The sequence below is a fragment of the Celeribacter sp. genome, from assembly GCF_048270365.1.
Classification (GTDB): Bacteria; Pseudomonadota; Alphaproteobacteria; order Rhodobacterales; family Rhodobacteraceae; genus Celeribacter.
In genome coordinates this window covers 109,621-127,305 of the sequence record NZ_JBLWTA010000005.1, presented here as the reverse complement: position 1 = coordinate 127,305, position 17,685 = coordinate 109,621, and the positions used below count along the sequence as shown (strand labels likewise).

Sequence of the window (17,685 nt, the reverse complement as noted above, 5' to 3'; positions counted from 1 at the left end):
CGGCGCAGAGGCTTTAGGTGTCATGTCCAAAGGAGACGCGCATGAAACTCTTCGTTGGCCTAGGCAACCCCGGCGCGAAATACGCGCACAACCGTCACAATATCGGCTTCATGGTGCTGGACCGGATCGCCGAAGATCACGGTTTTGGTCCGTGGCGGGCGAAGTTTCAGGCACAGGTCACCGAAGGGCGTCTGGGCGGCGACAAGGTCATTCTTCTGAAACCCGAAACCTTCATGAACCTCTCCGGCCAATCGGTCGGCGAAGCCATGCGGTTCTACAAACTCACCCCCGCCGATGTGGTGGTGTTCCACGACGAGCTGGATCTCGCGCCCGGCAAGGTGCGCGTCAAATCCGGCGGTGGGCATGCGGGGCACAACGGGCTGCGCTCGATCCATCAGCATATCGGTGCGGAGTATGACCGCGTGCGGCTCGGCATCGGGCATCCGGGGCATAAGGACCGTGTGGCACCCTATGTGTTGTCGGATTTCGCCAAGGCCGAACAAGACTGGCTCGACGATGTGATCCGCGGCTGCTCCGATGGTGCCGCCGCTCTGGCCGATGATCAGCCAGCAAAGTTTTCCAATGCGGTCGCGCTCAGAACCGCGCCGCCCCGCAGTTCGACCGGAACAAAACCGCAAAAAGCGCAACCGGCAAAGACACCGGAACCGCCCGCCGAGGACACACGCTCGCCGCTCCAAAAGCTCAAAGACAAATTCCAATGAGCTGGCGCGCGGCGTTCCAAGATCAGGCCCGCGCCTGCCGCGACCTTGGTTCGCCCTTCACCGCCACGCTGCTTGAGGGTTTTGCCAATCTCGGCCTGCCCGACGGCCCCATCGGCGCGCGCATCACGTCTTGGCCCGGCGATATGTCCAGCAATGGCGCCTCTGTCCCGCTGCGTCTGGCGGGCGCGTTGCATGGGCTTGTGCTTGAGGGGCAAGACTCGGAGTTGACCGCCTTTTACCCGCCACATGCCCCGACAGAGGCGGACCTGCACAAGGCCGCCTGTGCCGCCATCTCCCGGCATGAGAGCTATATAGATCAGCGCTTGAACGACGCGCCGCAAACCAACGAAGTCGCGCGCGCCACGGCGTTGATCCTTGCGGCCGACGCCCTATTCGAACGGTTTGACCTGCCCTTGGTGCTGTCGGAACTTGGGGCAAGTGCCGGGCTCAACCTGAATTTCGACCGTTTTCGCCTGTGCACGCCCGGCGGTGATTTCGGTCCCCCGGACAGCCCCGTGATCTTGACGCCCGACTGGCGCAGCCCGGCGCCAGAACCGCACGGGTTTACCGTCGCAGACCGGCAAGGCGTGGACCTCAGCCCGCGTGATCCGGTGGCGGAGCGGCTCAGGCTTTTGTCCTTCATCTGGCCCGACCAGACGGCGCGGTTCGCACGCATCTCTGCCGCGCTCGATCTGGCCACCGCGCATCCGCCGCGCGTGGACCAAGCCGACGCCATCGATTGGCTGGAGGGACGACTTTCGCAGCACTTGGACGGGCGATTGCATCTGGTTTATCATACCGTGGCTTGGCAATATTTCCCGCACCCCGTTCAGGATCGGGGGGAGGCCTTGTTGGCCGAGGCTGGCGCACGCGCCACCGAAGAGGCACCGCTTGCCCGTCTCTCTATGGAGGCCGATGGCCAAGGTCCCGGCGCGAAGCTTACACTCACGCTTTGGCCTGGCGGCACAGAGCACGACCTCGGGCGGTTCGATTTTCACGGGCGCTGGATCGACTGGATCGCGCCGAATCTGTGACGGAGAACGACATGAACAAAGCCCCTTCCCTCAATGTTCTGGGCGGCACGCTCGCCCCCTGCTCTACCGATCCTGTGACTGGATTTTTCCGCGATGGCGCCTGCAACACCTGCGCCGAGGATCATGGCAGCCACACGGTCTGCGCCGTGATGACGGAGGAGTTTCTGGCCTATTCGAAATATGTCGGCAACGACCTGTCGACCCCGCGCCCGGAGTATGGCTTTGCCGGTCTGAAACCGGGGGATCAGTGGTGTCTCTGTGCCGGGCGGTTCCTGCAAGCCCATGACGAAGGCTGTGCGCCGCAGGTGACACTGGCCGCCACGCATTTGCGTGCCTTGGAAATCGTGCCTTTGGACATTTTGCGACGGCACGCGGTCGATCTGTAAACGCTCAGGCCACGCGCTCGCTCGCCTCGACCGGCATGATCTGATCGTCCATCAGATCATCAATGAACAGGCTCAAAAGCTGCGATGAGCCGCCCACGCCCGCTTTGCGGTAGACCGCGTTGGTCTGCGCCTTGACGGTGCCTTCGGAGGTCTGCCGCAGCCGGGCGATCTCCGCGATGGGAAAGCCTTTGATCAGGAAAAGCGCCACCTCGCGCTCGGCGGGCGTCAGACCCCAGGTGGCAAAGCGATCTTCGAGCACATCGGCAAAGGCTGAGGCGGCGCGGCGCAATTTGCTTTCGGCCATGCTGCGCCGGATCATCGAGCGCCTCAGCGCCAGCCCGCCCATGATCACGCCGAGGATCAGGCCAAGAGCCGCCCCCAATTCGATCACCTCACGTATTTGCCAGGAAATCGGACGCGCGCGCAGGCCCAGCACCGAGGCCACAATGTCGAAGACGAAAAAAATGGCGCCGAACGACTGCACCGCAAGAATGATGGCAAGGACGACACTGTCTTTCACGGGCGCGGCACCTTAATCATCGTCGTCGTCATCATCGTCATCGCGCCCGTCACGATCATCGTCTTCGTCTGCGTTCTCCTCATCATCATCCCGATCACCGCGATCACGGTCAGACCGGTCGCGATCATCGTCGCCATGATCATCGTCCTCGACCTCCCAGTAATCGCGCAACACCTCGCCTGTTGCCGGGTTGATGATGATTTCACGGCGCATGTCGTCATTTTGCGCCACGATGCGTGTGCGGCCCAAAAAGGTCCGGCCCATGGTGATCTGAGTGTAGCCCTGCGCTTTGAGCTGAGCGATGACCTGATCGGCCACGCTCGCGGTTTGCGCAAGCGCGGGCATGCCGGTCAATATGGCACAGCCTAGTCCGGTTATGAAAAGCCTGCGGTGCATGATGTCCTTTCCTGTCCTGCCTCCCACTTTACAAGATTGCGCCCAGCCCCTCCAAGGGGCAGATGCGCGGTTCTCTCATCAGAGAGCCGGATCAATCGCCGTCGTGATCGTCATCATGATCATCGTCGTCGCGATCATCACGATCATCGTCCCGGTCGTCATCACGATCATCGTCGTCATAGCGGTCATCTTCCTCCTCGACCTCGACACCGTCCACATTGCGCGACCGATCATCGTCATAGGCCTCATCGCGCCATTCGCGTTCGCTCAGCACACGCTCGCGCTCCCGCAGCACTTCGCCCGTCGCATTGTCGAGCCGCAGATCGATCTCTTTGCCGTCGATATAGACCTCGACCTCAGTGTAGCGGAAACCACGCTCGATCTCGATCCGCGTCGCGCCCGGGTATTTGGCGACGATTTCTTCCGTCGTCGGCTGTGCCGAAACAGCCGTCCCCCCCAGACCGCAAACGAGCGCCGACATCATAAGAACCTTGTGCATTGGACTATCCTTTCATCCGTTTTCAAACAAATCGTTCAACGTGGGTCATCATGACCTCGCCCTGAGATGTGGTCGAAAATCGGCGGCGCGCCCATTGGCATGAGGTTTATCCGAGTTTACGGGCCTGTCTCTAAACCTTTGGTATTCAGTCATAAACTTTGGTTTAAAGCCGCCTCGCAAAAGAAAAGCCGCCCCAAGGGACGGCTTTTGCTAGAGAATTTCGGAGTGCAATCACTCCATATCGCGACCTTCTTCGCCCGCAAGGTCCGCGCCCAGGTGACGCGCCACGGTGAAGATGTCCTTGTCACCCCGCCCCGAAAGGTTGATGACGATGATGTGGTCCTTCGGCAGATCGCCCGCGATTTTCATCACATGTGCCACCGCATGGCTCGATTCGAGCGCCGGGATGATGCCCTCCGTGCGGCAACAGAATTGGAAAGCCTCAAGCGCTTCCTTATCCGTGATCGACACGTAAGTCGCGCGTTTGGTGTCATGAAGCCAGCTGTGCTCCGGCCCGATCCCCGGGTAATCCAGACCTGCAGAGATCGAATGGCCTTCGAGGATTTGCCCATCCTCATCCTGCAACAGATAGGTGCGGTTGCCGTGCAACACGCCCGGACGACCGCCCGTCAAAGAGGCACAATGCTCCATCCGGTCATCAACACCATGACCACCGGCCTCGACGCCGATGATGTTCACGCTCTCGTCGTCAAGGAACGGGTGGAACAGGCCCATGGCGTTCGAGCCGCCACCCACAGCCGCCACGAGGGTATCTGGAAGGCGACCTTCGCCCTCCTGCTCGGCCAGCTGCCAACGGGTTTCCTGACCGATGATGGCCTGATAATCGCGCACCATCGCCGGGTAAGGATGCGGCCCCGCCACCGTGCCGATGCAATAAAACGTGTCGCGCACATTGGTCACCCAATCGCGCAGCGCGTCGTTCATCGCGTCCTTGAGCGTGCCACGACCGGACTCCACCGGCACAACCTTGGCGCCCAAAAGCTGCATGCGGAAGACGTTCGGCTTTTGCCGCTCCACATCGGTGGCACCCATGTAGACGATGCACTCCAGACCGAATTTGGCGCAAACCGTCGCCGTCGCCACGCCATGCTGACCCGCGCCGGTTTCGGCAATAATGCGGGTCTTGCCCATGCGGCGCGCAAGCAGGATCTGCCCCAGCACGTTGTTGATCTTATGCGCACCGGTGTGATTGAGCTCTTCGCGCTTGAGATAAATCTTTGCGCCGCCCAGCTCGTCGGTCATCTTCTCCGCAAAATAAAGCGGCGAAGGACGGCCCACGTAATGTTTCCAGAGATCGCGCATCTCTTCCCAGAACGACGGATCGTCCTTGGCCTTGTTGTATTCCTCTTCCAAGGAGAGGATCAGCGGCATCAGTGTCTCCGACACGAACCGCCCGCCGTAGATACCAAAGCGGCCCTTCTCGTCCGGGCCACTCATGAAGCTGTTGAAAAGATCGTTCATCGCGATGCTCCTTTGCGGATCTCACAGGATGTAGCGCAGAGGCCCGGCACGGTAAAGCGCGCCCGTTTCCTTTGCTGCAAAAATACTCATGGATTGCCCGTCAGGCAGCGCGGATTGCCTCGACAAAGGCACGGATTTTCGCCGCATCCTTGACCCCCGGCGCGCTTTCCACGCCGGAGGAGACATCCACCTGCTTTGCACCCGTCATCTGGATCGCCAAGACGACATTCTCCGGCGTCAGCCCGCCCGCCAGCATCCAGGGCCGGTTCCAGGCGCGCTTGGAAATCAGCCGCCAGTCGAAAGCCAGACCATTGCCCCCCGGCAAGTCCGCGCCTTTCGGAGCTTTGGCATCGACCAAAAGCTGGTCGCAGACCATGCCATAGGCGTCGAGCGCGGGCACGTCTTCGGCGGTTGCCACGCCCACCGCCTTCATCACCGGCAAACCGTAGCGCGCGCGCACTTCCGCGACACGTTCGAGGCTTTCCGAGCCATGAAGCTGCAACATATCGAGCGGCACCTCTGAGGTGATGCGGTCGAGTTCCGCATCCGTCGGGTTTACCACAAGCGCCACCTTCGCGACACCCACAGGCACCTCCATCGCCAGATCGCGCGCGGTGGCGACCTCGACATGACGCGGGGACTTCGGAAAGAAGACAAAGCCCAAGTACTGCGCGCCTGCGTCCACGGCAGCGGCGACCGCCTCGGGCGTTTTCAGCCCGCAGATTTTTACGCGTGTGTCCATGGTCTTTTCGGGCTTAGCGTTCCAAGAGGGCCAAAACTTCATCGCCCTCTTTCTTCGCCTTGTCGGTTTTCAGCTTGCTCACTTCGCGGGCCAGCTGTTCTTTCTCGCGCTTGTGCGTCGAGGCGGCGGAGCGGTGTTTGTACTCGCGCATCCACTCCCAGACAAAGCCGATCAAAAGCCCCGCCACGATGGCGCCAAAGATCACCACGAAGAGCGGCAGGCTGATCGACATCGACACGCCGCTCAGCACCGCCAGATCCGCAGGCAAAAGATTGAGGGTCACCGTGCCCCGGTTCGCGATGGCAACGGTCACCAACACCACGGCAAGCGCCGCGAGAAAAGCGTAACGGATGTATCGCATGGGGAGGCCTCTATCGTCTTATTCGTCGTTCAAACGGTCGCGCAGCAGCTTACCGGTTTTGAAGAACGGCACATGTTTTTCCTCAACAGGCACGCTCTCCCCGGTGCGCGGGTTGCGCCCCATTCTGGCATCGCGCTTCTTGACGGAAAACGCGCCAAAACCGCGCAGCTCCACCCGGTCGCCACGCGCCATCGCTTCGATGATTTCCTCGAAAATCGTATTTACGATACGCTCCACATCTCGTTGATAAAGATGCGGGTTCTCGTCGGCGATCTTCTGGATCAGCTCGGACCGGATCATGAAAGTCCCCCCTACATATCAGGCGCTTTTTGCGTTCTCATCTCATGCAGCGACATCGTCGTCCACATGTGTTTTTCATAGACTGACTATAGGATGGGATCACGATCCGGGGAAGCGTCTCGTAGGGGACTGAGCAAGGTTTTTTTGCCCTAATGTGCTGAGTTTTAGCCTAAAAATCCAACTTGCCGATGCGAATCCGGGCTTTTCCCCGCACCATCCGATTTGCCGCAACGCGGCAAGAGCCAAAGCGATTCGGGCCTATGCGCCATGGCAAACCCCTTTTCCGCTCTGTTTCACTGCAAAATTCAGACGAAAACGTTTTTTATCACACCAAAGAGATCGCATGAAAAAGGCCCCGCAAAAGCGGGGCCTTTCCGTCATTCTCTCGTAGGAGATTACTCGTCGCCGGACTTCAGAGCCGCGCCGAGGATATCGCCCAGGGACGCGCCGGAGTCGGAGGAACCGTACTGTTCGACGGCTTCTTTCTCTTCCGCAATCTCACGTGCCTTGATGGACAGGCCCAAACGACGGGTTTTCTGATCCACGTTGGTCACGCGCACATCGATGTGGTCGCCGATCTGGAAGCGCTCGGGGCGCTGTTCCGCACGGTCACGGGACAGGTCGGAGCGGCGGATGAAGGATTTCGCGCCTTCATATTCCACTTCGATGCCGCCGTCTTCGATGGCGGTCACGGTCACGGTCACGATGGAGCCGCGTTTCACGCCCTCAACCGCACCGGAGAAGCTGTCGTCGAGTGCTTTGATGGAGAGAGAGATACGCTCTTTTTCCACGTCCACTTCGGTGACGACGGCTTTGACCATGTCGTTCTTGTGGTAGTTCTGGATGGCATCCTCGCCACGCTCTTCCCAAGACAGGTCGGAGAGGTGAACCATGCCGTCGATGTCGCCCGGCAGACCCACGAACAGACCGAATTCGGTGATGTTCTTGACTTCGCCTTCGACCACGGTGCCTTCCGGGTGAGTCTCGGCAAAGAGCTCCCACGGGTTGCGCATGGTTTGTTTGAGGCCGAGGGACACGCGACGCTTGGACGGGTCGATCTCGAGCACCATGACTTCCACTTCTTGCGAGGTGGAGACGATTTTGCCCGGGTGGACGTTTTTCTTGGTCCAGGACATCTCGGAGACGTGAACCAGACCTTCAACGCCAGCTTCCAGCTCAACGAATGCGCCGTAGTCGGTGATGTTGGTCACGCGGCCGGTGTGCACGGATTCGAGCGGGTATTTGGCTTCAACGGAATCCCACGGATCGTCCTGCAGCTGTTTCATGCCGAGGGAGATACGATGGGTGTCTTTGTTGATCTTGATCACCTGCACCTTGATCGTCTCGCCGATGGAGAGGATCTCGGACGGGTGGTTCACACGGCGCCATGCCATGTCGGTGACGTGCAGCAGGCCGTCGACACCGCCGAGGTCCACAAAGGCACCGTATTCGGTGATGTTCTTGACGACACCGTCAACGGTCTGACCTTCGGTGAGGTTGCCGATGACTTCAGCGCGCTGTTCTGCACGGGACTCTTCGAGGATCGCACGACGGGAGACAACGATGTTGCCACGACGACGGTCCATCTTGAGGATTTGGAACGGCTGCTTGAGACCCATGAGCGGGCCAGCGTCGCGCACCGGACGGACGTCGACTTGCGAGCCCGGAAGGAAGGCAACTGCGCCGCCCAGATCGACGGTGAAACCGCCTTTGACGCGGCCAAAGATGGCGCCTTCGACGCGCTCTTCGGAAGCGTAGGCTTTTTCGAGACGATCCCAGGCTTCTTCGCGACGGGCTTTGTCGCGGGAGATGACGGCTTCGCCACGGGCGTTTTCAACGCGGTCGAGGAACACTTCGACTTCGTCGCCAACGGCCACGGAGGGTGCTTCGCCCGGGTTGGAGAATTCTTTCAGATCAACGCGGCCTTCCATTTTGTAGCCGACGTCGATGATGGCCTGACCTGCTTCAATCGCGATCACTTTGCCTTTGACAACCGAGCCCTCGGCCGGGGTGTCAATTTCGAAGCTTTCATTCAGGAGGGCTTCGAAATCCTCCATAGATACGTTCTGAGCCATGTGGTCTCTAGATTCCTTTTCATACGTTTATGCGGGCCGGGCGGTTGTCTCCACCGGTCTTGATTTCAGATTGCCTATAAACCAACGCTCAGTAGGCACTGCGGGAAAAACACAAATCAGGGCCGAAGCTGTTCTTCGACCCTGCCCGGAGTGTCTTGATGACGTCTGATGGCCTCATAGACTAGCGCGCGTATAGGCGCGAATCCCGTGAAAAGCAAGGAAAATCGCTTTTACCCCGCCTCACACCAACCCGTCGAGCCGCTCCAGATAGGCCATGTCGTTTTCGCCCGACAGCCGCGCGTAGGGAAAGGCGGAGCCGTAAGTGGCGACGCTGGTGGCGGTTTTGGCGAAGAGCGCGATCAACTCGCGGGCGCGATCGGGGGAAATCGCCGGATAGGTGTCGTCCTCCTGAAGCCCGAGCTCCTGTTCGAAACCGAGGAGCGAGTCATAGGACATCGACCAATCTTTGAAGGGCGAGGTGTCCATGGCCTCTTCATGCAGCAGGATGTCCACATGCTGATGCCGGTCGTCCGCCGCGATGCGGGTCATGAGCGCGTCGATATTCTGCGCCGGACCGTGCAGCGCCTGAAAAAATTGCTCGTCGATGCGCAGCAGGATGCCGGTCACACCATGATCGGCATTGAATTTGATGGCGGTCCGCAGGATATCGAGATCCGACGGATGAAAATCTTCATGGCGGGCAACAGAACGATACAGAACTTGTACATAAGGGGTTACGCGGCGCTCCATATCGGGTCCTCCTCGCGCAAAAGGTCCAACTGCACATCCAGTGCAGTCGCGCGAAATTGCCCCGGCGCAAAGGAACAGGCAAGATAAATTCGCACAGCACTGTTCAAAAAAGAAAAGGTGGCCGCAAAATTTCGACCACCTCCATCAAAGTCACATATATTTTTGCACAACTGAGCCCCTCAGAGGATCAACTTTCTGCTCAATTCAAATCCGTGACCAGATCATAGGCTGGCGTGCGGACCTTTTTAAGCGGCAAAAGCCAATCACTCTCGGCCTGTCGCGTGCCAAGCGCAAGCGCCACGACCGATTTGAGGCCCTTGTCATTCAGCCCGAGAATGTCATCGAATTTCGCGTTATCGAAGCCCTCCATCGGCGTGCTATCGACCTCAAGCTCGGCGGCAGCAGCAAGCGCAAAGCCCAGTGCAATATAGGTCTGGCGCGCGGCGTGATCGAAATTCACATCATCCGGGCGCGGCAGGTAGGACGCCTTGAGATTGCCGTAATAGGTGTCGAGTGCGGCTTCGCTGCCCGGACGCTCGACCGCATGCCGGGCCACGACCGCATCGATCCGCGCCTCTGCGCTGCGTCGGACCAACCTCCCGGAACGCACAGCCCGCTGCACCCTTTCCGCAGAATCTTGTTTTTAAATGATAAAAACGCCCCGTTTAGCCGCGATGCAAATGCTACTGCGCAGAAACGATCTGGGTCTATGATCAAAAATGCGACAACCCAAGCCGGTCGGCATCAAATCCGATCTCGGCAAAACGACGCATGACCTGCGCCTCGAACTCCGGATCGTCCAGCCAAAGGCATTGCGAGAAATACCAGTAGAGAAATTTCGTATAGTCGCGCCTGCCCGCCAAAGCTTGTTCCAGCGCTGGGGCGAAGTCCTCGGGCTTGCGCACGATCCCCGCCACCTGATCGAAATCGGCGCGCGCAAACAAAAGCGTCGGCGTGCCGTGCAAGAAGCCTTCGAGAGAGGCCGCCGAATTGGCCGAGACCGTCACCGCCGCCTGGCGCAACAGGTCATGCACATTGGCGTTGGTCTTGATCGGTTTATAGCCCTGCTCTTTCAGGCTCTTAATCACCTGCACACCTTCGTCTTTGCGGATCGGATGTGGTTTGATGTAGACGGGACGTCGCCCCGCGCCTTCCAGCACCGTGCGCAGCATCTCGTCGAGCCCCATATAGGCATGCCCGCGACGATAGGGCGGCGGGCCTTGCAGAAAGACCACGATGGCTTCAGGGGCGATCTCCTCGACGACTTTCTTTTGGTGATAGCGCGAGTTGCGCTGGTCGGAAAACCGGGCCCTGAGCGCGCTCACATAAGCTTCCGCCTCCATCGAATCGACCGTCTCCGGATCGAAACCACGCGCAGCGATAGAACTGTCGGCCAGCACACCTTTGGGGTCCAGATGCCAGCAGCCCTCGAGATAGGCCAGCGCAGAAATCAGCACATCCGGGCGGGGTTTGCGCGCATTATCAACGACATGCAGGTTGCCGTCCGGCGCCGTCGGAGGAAAGCGCGGGGCGATCTCGACCGTGCCGCCGCGCTGTTCGATCATGCGTTTGAGACGTGGATAAAGCGACGCCATCTTGCCCGCCTCCAAGGCCGCCCTCTCGTGATCGGGCAGATGGAGGACGAGCTTGGCCGTCATCCGCGGCGGGCCTCGATCAGGGCGATCACCTGGGCCACCGCCTCATCGATGCTCATCTCGGTCGTGTCGATCACGGTGGCATCGTCGGCGGGTTTCAAAGGCGCCGAAGCCCGCGCCGCGTCGCGCTCGTCGCGCTCGCGCAGGTCTTCCAACACCGCCTCCAAAGTGATGTCCTCGCCCTTCGCGACCAACTCCTTATGCCGCCGTGTCGCGCGCACCTCGTCGGAGGCGATGACGTAAAGCTTCACCTCGGCATCCGGGCAAATCACCGTGCCGATGTCGCGCCCGTCCAAAACGGCACCGCCTTCGCGGCGGGCAAACGCCTGTTGAAAATCCACCAAAGCGGCGCGCACTTCGGGCACAGCCGCCACACGCGATGCGGCCTGTCCGGCGTCGCCCGAGCGCAGATCATCGCGCTCCAGATCCTTCGCCGTCAGGGACTGTGCCGCCTCAATCGGCGTCAGCCCCTCAAAGGTCTTCGCCCCTGTCGCACGGTACAAAAGCCCCGTGTCGAGATGGGCAAATCCGAAATGCTTGGCGACGGCTTTGGAAATCGTGCCTTTGCCGGCGGCGGCGGGACCATCGATGGCGATGCAGAAACTCATGTGAACCTCCAGTTCGGGAGACAAGTTCTGACTCAGCCGCGCGGGCGTGTCAATTTCCGCACTTCAGTTGTTCCGCGTCACATAGGCGCCGAGGTCTGTCATCAGCTTCTCGAAAACCGGGAAAGACGTGGCAATCGGGCTGCCGTCATCCACCGTCACCGGTTCTTTCGAGGCCATGCCCAGCACGAGAAACGACATCGCGATGCGGTGGTCGATATGGGTCGCACAGGTCGCGCCGCCCTTCACCCCGTCCGGGCCCTGACCATGCACGATCAAAGTGTCCTCGTCCTCTTCGATGGTCACCCCGCAGGCCTCAAGCCCGCGCGCCATGGCGTCGATGCGATCCGATTCCTTGACCCGCAACTCCTTGACGCCACGCATCACCGTGGTGCCCTCGGCATAGGCCGCAACCACCGACAGGATCGGGTATTCGTCAATCATCGAGGCGGCGCGTTCGGGCGGCACTTCGATGCCTTTAAGGCGCGAATATTTTACGCGCAGATCGGCCACCGGTTCGCCGCCCTCTTCGCGTTCATTTTCAAAGGCGATCTCGGCGCCCATTTCAACGAGCGTGGTATAAAGCCCGTTGCGCGTCAGGTTCTGGCTCACGCCCGGCACCAAAATCGCCGAGCCTTCGACGATCAACGCGGCACAGACCGGAAAGGCCGCCGAAGACGGATCGCGCGGCACGGCGACCTCTTGCGGGGTCAATTCGGGACGGCCTGTGAGCGTGATCTTGTTGTAGCCTTCGGGGGTTTTCTCGGTGACCACCTCCGCGCCAAAGCCCGTGAGCATGCGTTCGGTGTGGTCGCGCGTGGCCTCTTTCTCGATCACCACGGTTTTGCCCGGCGCGTTGAGCCCCGCGAGCAACACGGCGGATTTCACCTGCGCAGAGGGCACCGGCGTCTCATATTCCACCGGCACCGGATCGGCAGCACCCACCAAAGTCAGTGGCAAACGCCCGCCAGAGCGCCCGACAGACCGCGCCCCGAACAGCGCCAAAGGATCGGTCACCCGCGCCATAGGCCGTTTGCGCAAAGAGCCGTCGCCCGTAAAGGTCGTACAGAAATCATAACACGCCACGCAGCCCATGATCAGCCGCACGCCCGTGCCCGAGTTGCCGCAATCAATGATGTCTTCGGGCTCCATGAACCCGCCGACGCCCACACCATGCACGGTCCATTCTCCCGCACCCTCGCGCACGACATCGGCGCCCAAGGCCTGCATCGCCTTGGCGGTGTCGAGCACATCCTCGCCCTCCAACAGCCCGGTGATCTTGGTCTCGCCCACCGCCATGGCACCGAAAATCAGCGCACGGTGCGAGATGGATTTGTCTCCAGGCACCGCCGCCGTGCCTTTCAAAGGCCCGTTCTTGCGCGATGACATCGGGATCGGGGTGGCATGGCTGGACATGGGTCGCTCTCCTCACATTCTCAGATGACCTGATAACGCAGCCTCGCGCCCCGGTCTATCGGCCGTCTTCATTGCAGCCCAAATACTCATATGTTTCCGTCAGTTTTTACGAAAGGTCATGTAATGCGGGGTGCGTCCTTCGCGGATCGCCTTTTTCTCATAGCGGGTCGAGAACCAATCCGACCACGGCTTGCGCCAATCCTCGGCGCTCTCGCCCAGCCATTCAAACCCTGCGCGCGGCACCTCTTCCATGGTCTGGCGCACATAGTCCGGGATGTCCGTCGCCACGCGGAATTCCGCACCGGGTTTCAGCGCCCGGTAAAGCGGCTCAAGGTGCTCTGCGGTCACGAACCGGCGACGGTGGTGACGGGCTTTTGGCCAAGGATCGGGATAGTTCAGAAAGGCTTTGTCGAGACTTTCATCGGGCAACACATCGAACAGATCACGCGCATCGCCCGCATGAATCGCTACATTGTCGAGTCCGCCCACGCGGCGGATATGCCCGAGACAGGAAGCAACACCGTTGACATAGGGTTCACAGCCAATGATCGCCACATCGGGATAGCTCTGCGCCATATGGATCAGATGCTCACCGGCGCCAAAGCCGACCTCAAGCCAAACCGGTTTGCCACCGAAGCGCGCATTCAGGTCGAGCTTTTCGCGCTCCGGGTTTTCCTCCCAGGTCACCGGCCCCGGGGCAAGTTTGGGCAGGTCCTCTTCGAGGTAATCCTTTTGTGCCTGATTGAGCGTCTTGCCGTGAATACGGCCATAGAAATTGCGCCACGGAGCACCGGAAGTGTGACCACTTTCCTCTGCACCGGAGGTGTGACCACCTTCTTCGGCTCCCGATTGGTGCTGTTGATCGTCAGACATGGAAAACCCCGCGTGTTACGGCGGGGCTTTTGCCAAGAAACGGACTGGAAAGCAATGGAAAGCAATACTGACTGACCGGACCCGTCCTCAGGCCCGCTGAATCATGTAAAGCCCCGCCGCCATAGTCAGCATGCCAGCGGCGCGCATCGCCGAAATCGGCGCCCGCGCGGCCCCGAACAGGCCGAAGTGGTCGATAATGCCCGCGGAGAGAATTTGCCCCAACAACACAAAGAACACCGCATTGCCCACCCCGAAGCGCGGCGCGATCGTAGTGATCGAGAGGATGTAGAAGGCAAAGAGCACGCCCGCGAAAAACAGATGCGCCGGTTGGTGCAACAGCTCGCGGACCGGAACAGGCGGCCCAAGAATGGCGCGATAGACAAAGATCGAACTGAAAGCGACGACGGCGAAGACCAAGGCCGCCAAAGCGGGCGAGCCCAGGCGTGCGCCCAGTTGCGCGTTCAGCGCGGCAAAGACCGGGATGCCGATCCCGGCCAAAAGCATCACAAATGGGTCGCGCAGGGTCTCGGACATCTTGGTCTCCTGTTCGGAAGCTTAGCCGCGCCCGCGATAGGGCGGCACGCCCTGATCGGGGATCCAGACATCTTTCGGCTCCGGCCCCGAGGCCCAGAACACGTCAATCGGGATACCGCCGCGCGGATACCAATAGGCGCCGATGCGCAGCCAAACGGGGTCGAGGAATTCGGTCAGGCGTTTGCCGATATAGACCGAACAATCCTCGTGAAACGCGCCGTGATTGCGGAACGATCCAAGAAACAGCTTGAGCGACTTGCTCTCCACCAACCATTTTCCCGGAATGTAGTCGATCATCAGATGGCCGAAATCCGGCTGGCCGGTCATCGGACAGAGCGAGGTGAACTCGGGCGCCGTGAAGCGCGCCACGTAGCGTTCGCCCTCATGGGTGTGCGGCACACGTTCAAGAACCGCTTCCTCAGGGGAGGCCGGCAAAGCAGTCGCGCCGCCGAGTTGCGTCAGGCTGGATGTGTCTGTCTTAACCATGACTCTCTCTGACTCCAAAAAAAGGGCGGGAAATCCCGCCCTTTTGTCTATGGCCGATCAGACCGCGTTGTTCAACGCTTCTGCCAGATCGGTAAGTTCCCAGCTGAACCCACCGTCGGCCTCGGGCGCGCGACCGAAATGGCCGTAGGCGGCGGTGCGTTGGTAGATCGGTTTGTTCAGCGCCAAATGGGTGCGGATGCCGCGCGGCGTCAGGTCCATCACCTTCGGGATCGCCGCTTCGATCAATGCCTCATCGACTTTACCGGTGCCGTGCAGGTCGGCATAGATCGACAGGGGGGCGGCCACACCGATGGCGTAGCTGAGCTGGATCGTCGCCTTGTCGGCCAGCCCCGCCGCCACGACGTTTTTCGCCAAGTAGCGCGCGGCATAGGCGGCCGAACGGTCCACCTTGGTCGGATCTTTGCCCGAAAACGCCCCACCACCATGCGGCGCAGCGCCACCATAGGTGTCGACAATGATCTTACGCCCCGTGAGACCCGCGTCGCCATCAGGGCCGCCGATGACGAATTTGCCAGTCGGGTTGACGTGCCAGATCGTGTTGTCGGTCAACCAGCCCTCGGGCAGCACCTCTTCGATATAGGGCGCCACGATGGCGCGCACGTCCTCGGAGGTCAGGCTTTCGTCAAGGTGTTGGGTCGACAGAACAAGCGAGGACACCTCGACCGGTTTGCCGCCTTTATACCGCACCGAAAGCTGCGCTTTGGCGTCCGGGCCCAACGCAGGTTCCGTGCCGTTTTTGCGCACCTCGGCCAGACGGCGCAGAATCGCGTGAGAGAATTGGATCGGGGCGGGCATCATCGCCTCGGTCTCATTCGTCGCGAACCCGAACATGATACCCTGATCGCCGGCGCCCTCGTCTTTGTTGTCCGCGGCGTCAACACCCTGAGCGATATGGGCGGATTGTTCGTGCAGAAGGTTGGTCACCTCCAGCGTCTTCCAATGAAACTTGTCCTGCTCATAGCCGATGTCGCGCACACAATCGCGCACGATGCCGTCGACCTTGTCCATGTAGCCGCGCAGCTTGTCCTGATCGGACAGGCCGATCTCGCCGCCAATGACGACGCGGTTTGTGGTGGCGAATGTCTCGCAAGCGACGCGCGCTTCGGGCTCTTCGGAAATCAAAGCGTCGAGGACGGCATCGGAAATGCGGTCGCACACCTTGTCGGGGTGACCTTCGGAAACGGATTCCGAGGTGAATACGTAGTCTTGGCGGGACATGGGGGTCGTGCTCCATTAGATTATGTCGCCCACACGTCAGGAAGCCGTTGTGTGGGCCGTTGATGAACATGCGATATGCCGCTGGCGGGAGGGGGTCAATCGGTTTTTCTGCCGGGCCCCATCCGCGTTCCTGCCCATCCTGCTATCACAAGGAGAATTAACAAAGCCCAAACGGGCGCCTCTTTAAGCTGCATGTAGGGGGTCTCGGAGAGCTTTCCGGGCAGAGGTGCCGTGAAGGCGCCGGAGGTGCCCAGAGGGATCTGCGCCAGAACCTCTCCTCGTGAATTGATCAGGGCGGAGACGCCGGTGTTAGCGGCACGCACCATGGGCAATCCGGTCTCGATCGCCCGGAACCGCGCCTGTGCAAGCGCTTGTTGCGGCCCGGAAAATTTACCGAACCACGCGTCATTGGTCATCTGCAAAAGCCAGTCGGGGCGGGTTTTGCTGCGCAAATCGCGCGGGAAGATCGCCTCGTAGCAAATCAGCGGCAGAGCTTGCCCCAAGGCGCCCGTATCGAACAGCTGGGGGCCGGGACCTGAGGAATAGCCATAGCCATTCTTCGCGGTAAAGGCCCGCAGCCCGATGCGCTCCAAAAGCCACGGCAGCGGCATATATTCCCCGAACGGCACGAGGTGATGTTTGTCGTAGCTTTCGATCACCTGCCCCGCCTCATCGAGGTGGATGGCGCTGTTATACCCCTGCATCCCATCGACTCGGTTGAGGCCGACGACGGTGCGCGCGGGGGCGGCCACCTCGGCAATCTCACGCAGGTAGGGACCGGCGGCGTAGAGCGGCGCGGCGACGGAGGTCTCAGGCCAGATCACCAAGTCGGCGGGGGCTTCGGCGGAGGTCGGCGCGGTCAGATCAAGCGCGCGATTGTAGAAGACGGGGATATACTCCGGGTCCCATTTGAGGTGCTGCGGCGCGTTAGGTTGCACCACGCGAATGCTATGCGCGGTGTCCGGGGGCATCGGTTGCGACAGGCGGTAGGTCCCGCCGACCCATGTGGCAATAAAACAGGCGACCGCCAACGCCGCCACCCTGCGCGACCGCGCAAGAACCGCATGGGCCAAAAGCGCGGCATAGGCGAAACTCGCTGCTGTGAGCGCATAGGGGCCGATGAAGGCGGAGAGCTGCGCCACCGGCGTATCGAGCCAGATATAGCCGGGCATGGCCCACGGGAACCCGGTAAAGACATGACCCCGCGCCAGTTCCATCAGCCCCCAGAAGGCGGCCAGACCCGGCAGGCCGGTTTTGAGTATTTTTGCCAAGAAGAAGGCCAAGGCCCAGAACAGCGCCAGACCGCCCGCCATGAAAAACAGCGCGAAGGGGATCATCCAGCCGTGCCGCCATGGCTCGACCAGAAAGGGGTTCACGATCCAACTGAGCGAGATCAGAAAGGTGGCCAGCCCGACAAGCCAGCCGCGCAGGGCGGCCTCTTTGGGGGTGAGGGCCCTTTGCCAGCTGATCGCCGCCATGGTGAGACCGATGAGCGCCACCGGCCAAAAGCCCAAGGGCGCCTGTCCGGCGGCGATCAACAGGCCTGCGCCTGCGGCAAAGGCCCGCGGCAGTGTGATCACGCGCCGCAGGCGGGACAGGCGAAGTGCCAT

20 protein-coding genes, 1 pseudogene and 1 riboswitch are annotated in these 17,685 nt (G+C 60.7%); of the genes and pseudogenes, 3 read left to right on the top strand and 18 right to left on the bottom strand.

Features of this window, described 5'->3' with window-relative positions; all coding sequences use genetic code 11:
- The first annotated feature begins 41 nt into the window (after positions 1 to 41).
- Genes pth through ACN0X0_RS08950 form a run of 3 tightly spaced genes read left to right on the top strand, consistent with a single transcriptional unit; the run spans position 42 to position 2,142 of the window.
- On the top strand, positions 42 to 722 hold the full coding sequence (pth, locus tag ACN0X0_RS08960; RefSeq protein ID WP_417263289.1) for an aminoacyl-tRNA hydrolase: 681 nt from the start codon (positions 42 to 44) through the stop codon (positions 720 to 722).
- Positions 719 to 1,756: a DUF2332 domain-containing protein gene (locus ACN0X0_RS08955; protein WP_417278871.1), complete on the top strand. Its 1,038-nt coding sequence runs from the start codon at positions 719 to 721 to the stop codon at positions 1,754 to 1,756. The genes pth and ACN0X0_RS08955 overlap by 4 nt, the downstream gene beginning before the upstream one ends.
- A gap of 11 nt (positions 1,757 to 1,767) precedes the next feature.
- The gene (locus ACN0X0_RS08950; RefSeq protein ID WP_417278870.1) at positions 1,768 to 2,142 is read left to right on the top strand and encodes a DUF2237 family protein; all 375 of its coding nucleotides are present in this window, start codon (positions 1,768 to 1,770) and stop codon (positions 2,140 to 2,142) included.
- Between the two features lie 4 nt (positions 2,143 to 2,146).
- Here the strand turns inward: ACN0X0_RS08950 and ACN0X0_RS08945 are convergent, their stop codons facing one another.
- From ACN0X0_RS08945 to lnt, 18 genes and pseudogenes are all read right to left on the bottom strand, one after another.
- Complete coding sequence (locus tag ACN0X0_RS08945; RefSeq protein WP_417278869.1) at positions 2,147 to 2,662, bottom strand: helix-turn-helix transcriptional regulator; 516 nt, start codon at positions 2,660 to 2,662, stop codon at positions 2,147 to 2,149.
- Between the two features lie 12 nt (positions 2,663 to 2,674).
- A complete protein-coding gene (locus tag ACN0X0_RS08940; protein ID WP_417278868.1) occupies positions 2,675 to 3,058 on the bottom strand; it encodes a hypothetical protein in 384 nt (127 codons plus the stop codon).
- A 91-nt stretch (positions 3,059 to 3,149) separates the two neighbouring features.
- On the bottom strand, positions 3,150 to 3,557 hold the full coding sequence (locus ACN0X0_RS08935) for a hypothetical protein (protein WP_417278867.1): 408 nt from the start codon (positions 3,555 to 3,557) through the stop codon (positions 3,150 to 3,152).
- A 231-nt stretch (positions 3,558 to 3,788) separates the two neighbouring features.
- Positions 3,789 to 5,039: a tryptophan synthase subunit beta gene (trpB, locus tag ACN0X0_RS08930; RefSeq protein ID WP_417278866.1), complete on the bottom strand. Its 1,251-nt coding sequence runs from the start codon at positions 5,037 to 5,039 to the stop codon at positions 3,789 to 3,791.
- A gap of 100 nt (positions 5,040 to 5,139) precedes the next feature.
- Complete coding sequence (locus tag ACN0X0_RS08925; protein WP_417278865.1) at positions 5,140 to 5,781, bottom strand: phosphoribosylanthranilate isomerase; 642 nt, start codon at positions 5,779 to 5,781, stop codon at positions 5,140 to 5,142.
- Positions 5,782 to 5,794: 13 nt separating this feature from the next.
- Positions 5,795 to 6,142 carry a LapA family protein gene (locus tag ACN0X0_RS08920; protein ID WP_226552723.1) on the bottom strand — a complete coding sequence of 116 codons (348 nt, stop codon included), beginning with the start codon at positions 6,140 to 6,142 and terminating at the stop codon, positions 5,795 to 5,797.
- An 18-nt stretch (positions 6,143 to 6,160) separates the two neighbouring features.
- Positions 6,161 to 6,442, bottom strand: a complete 282-nt coding sequence (gene ihfB, locus ACN0X0_RS08915; RefSeq protein WP_167601791.1) for an integration host factor subunit beta — start codon at positions 6,440 to 6,442, stop codon at positions 6,161 to 6,163.
- Between the two features lie 395 nt (positions 6,443 to 6,837).
- Positions 6,838 to 8,517, bottom strand: a complete 1,680-nt coding sequence (gene rpsA, locus ACN0X0_RS08910; protein ID WP_226552721.1) for a 30S ribosomal protein S1 — start codon at positions 8,515 to 8,517, stop codon at positions 6,838 to 6,840.
- A gap of 240 nt (positions 8,518 to 8,757) precedes the next feature.
- Positions 8,758 to 9,267 (bottom strand): BLUF domain-containing protein, encoded by a 510-nt coding sequence (locus ACN0X0_RS08905; protein ID WP_417263294.1) that lies wholly within the window; start codon positions 9,265 to 9,267, stop codon positions 8,758 to 8,760.
- A gap of 199 nt (positions 9,268 to 9,466) precedes the next feature.
- A pseudogene (locus tag ACN0X0_RS08900) lies at positions 9,467 to 9,844 on the bottom strand (nitroreductase family protein); the annotation flags it as partial.
- A gap of 136 nt (positions 9,845 to 9,980) precedes the next feature.
- Positions 9,981 to 10,925: a hypothetical protein gene (locus ACN0X0_RS08895; RefSeq protein ID WP_417278864.1), complete on the bottom strand. Its 945-nt coding sequence runs from the start codon at positions 10,923 to 10,925 to the stop codon at positions 9,981 to 9,983.
- Complete coding sequence (locus ACN0X0_RS08890; RefSeq protein ID WP_417278863.1) at positions 10,922 to 11,530, bottom strand: (d)CMP kinase; 609 nt, start codon at positions 11,528 to 11,530, stop codon at positions 10,922 to 10,924. The genes ACN0X0_RS08895 and ACN0X0_RS08890 overlap by 4 nt, the downstream gene beginning before the upstream one ends.
- Positions 11,531 to 11,593: 63 nt before the next feature.
- A complete protein-coding gene (aroA, locus tag ACN0X0_RS08885) occupies positions 11,594 to 12,943 on the bottom strand; it encodes a 3-phosphoshikimate 1-carboxyvinyltransferase (RefSeq protein ID WP_417278862.1) in 1,350 nt (449 codons plus the stop codon).
- A gap of 99 nt (positions 12,944 to 13,042) precedes the next feature.
- On the bottom strand, positions 13,043 to 13,816 hold the full coding sequence (gene trmB / locus ACN0X0_RS08880; RefSeq protein WP_417278861.1) for a tRNA (guanine(46)-N(7))-methyltransferase TrmB: 774 nt from the start codon (positions 13,814 to 13,816) through the stop codon (positions 13,043 to 13,045).
- An 87-nt stretch (positions 13,817 to 13,903) separates the two neighbouring features.
- Entirely contained in the window at positions 13,904 to 14,350 is a 447-nt protein-coding gene (locus tag ACN0X0_RS08875; RefSeq protein WP_417263299.1) for a DMT family transporter, read from the bottom strand.
- A gap of 21 nt (positions 14,351 to 14,371) precedes the next feature.
- Positions 14,372 to 14,836, bottom strand: coding sequence for a preQ(1) synthase (gene queF / locus ACN0X0_RS08870; RefSeq protein ID WP_417278860.1), 465 nt, complete (start codon positions 14,834 to 14,836; stop codon positions 14,372 to 14,374).
- Positions 14,837 to 14,893: 57 nt separating this feature from the next.
- Positions 14,894 to 16,075, bottom strand: coding sequence for a methionine adenosyltransferase (metK, locus tag ACN0X0_RS08865; RefSeq protein ID WP_417278859.1), 1,182 nt, complete (start codon positions 16,073 to 16,075; stop codon positions 14,894 to 14,896).
- Between the two features lie 8 nt (positions 16,076 to 16,083).
- A riboswitch (SAM-SAH riboswitch) is annotated at positions 16,084 to 16,134 on the bottom strand.
- A gap of 36 nt (positions 16,135 to 16,170) precedes the next feature.
- A complete protein-coding gene (lnt, locus tag ACN0X0_RS08860) occupies positions 16,171 to 17,685 on the bottom strand; it encodes an apolipoprotein N-acyltransferase (protein ID WP_417278858.1) in 1,515 nt (504 codons plus the stop codon).

Bases quoted from the DNA above. Each gene is read 5' to 3' on its own strand.
- pth (WP_417263289.1), top strand. From the start codon at position 42: ATGAAACTCTTCGTTGGCCTAGGCAACCCCGGCGCGAAATACGCGCAC.
- ACN0X0_RS08955 (WP_417278871.1), top strand. From the start codon at position 719: ATGAGCTGGCGCGCGGCGTTCCAAGATCAGGCCCGCGCCTGCCGCGAC.
- ACN0X0_RS08950 (WP_417278870.1), top strand. From the start codon at position 1,768: ATGAACAAAGCCCCTTCCCTCAATGTTCTGGGCGGCACGCTCGCCCCC.
- ACN0X0_RS08940 (WP_417278868.1), bottom strand. From the start codon at position 3,058: ATGCACCGCAGGCTTTTCATAACCGGACTAGGCTGTGCCATATTGACC.
- ACN0X0_RS08935 (WP_417278867.1), bottom strand. From the start codon at position 3,557: ATGCACAAGGTTCTTATGATGTCGGCGCTCGTTTGCGGTCTGGGGGGG.
- trpB (WP_417278866.1), bottom strand. From the start codon at position 5,039: ATGAACGATCTTTTCAACAGCTTCATGAGTGGCCCGGACGAGAAGGGC.
- ACN0X0_RS08925 (WP_417278865.1), bottom strand. From the start codon at position 5,781: ATGGACACACGCGTAAAAATCTGCGGGCTGAAAACGCCCGAGGCGGTC.
- ACN0X0_RS08920 (WP_226552723.1), bottom strand. From the start codon at position 6,142: ATGCGATACATCCGTTACGCTTTTCTCGCGGCGCTTGCCGTGGTGTTG.
- ihfB (WP_167601791.1), bottom strand. From the start codon at position 6,442: ATGATCCGGTCCGAGCTGATCCAGAAGATCGCCGACGAGAACCCGCAT.
- rpsA (WP_226552721.1), bottom strand. From the start codon at position 8,517: ATGGCTCAGAACGTATCTATGGAGGATTTCGAAGCCCTCCTGAATGAA.
- ACN0X0_RS08905 (WP_417263294.1), bottom strand. From the start codon at position 9,267: ATGGAGCGCCGCGTAACCCCTTATGTACAAGTTCTGTATCGTTCTGTT.
- ACN0X0_RS08895 (WP_417278864.1), bottom strand. From the start codon at position 10,925: ATGACGGCCAAGCTCGTCCTCCATCTGCCCGATCACGAGAGGGCGGCC.
- ACN0X0_RS08890 (WP_417278863.1), bottom strand. From the start codon at position 11,530: ATGAGTTTCTGCATCGCCATCGATGGTCCCGCCGCCGCCGGCAAAGGC.
- aroA (WP_417278862.1), bottom strand. From the start codon at position 12,943: ATGTCCAGCCATGCCACCCCGATCCCGATGTCATCGCGCAAGAACGGG.
- trmB (WP_417278861.1), bottom strand. From the start codon at position 13,816: ATGTCTGACGATCAACAGCACCAATCGGGAGCCGAAGAAGGTGGTCAC.
- ACN0X0_RS08875 (WP_417263299.1), bottom strand. From the start codon at position 14,350: ATGTCCGAGACCCTGCGCGACCCATTTGTGATGCTTTTGGCCGGGATC.
- queF (WP_417278860.1), bottom strand. From the start codon at position 14,836: ATGGTTAAGACAGACACATCCAGCCTGACGCAACTCGGCGGCGCGACT.
- metK (WP_417278859.1), bottom strand. From the start codon at position 16,075: ATGTCCCGCCAAGACTACGTATTCACCTCGGAATCCGTTTCCGAAGGT.
- lnt (WP_417278858.1), bottom strand. From the start codon at position 17,685: ATGGCACTTCGCCTGTCCCGCCTGCGGCGCGTGATCACACTGCCGCGG.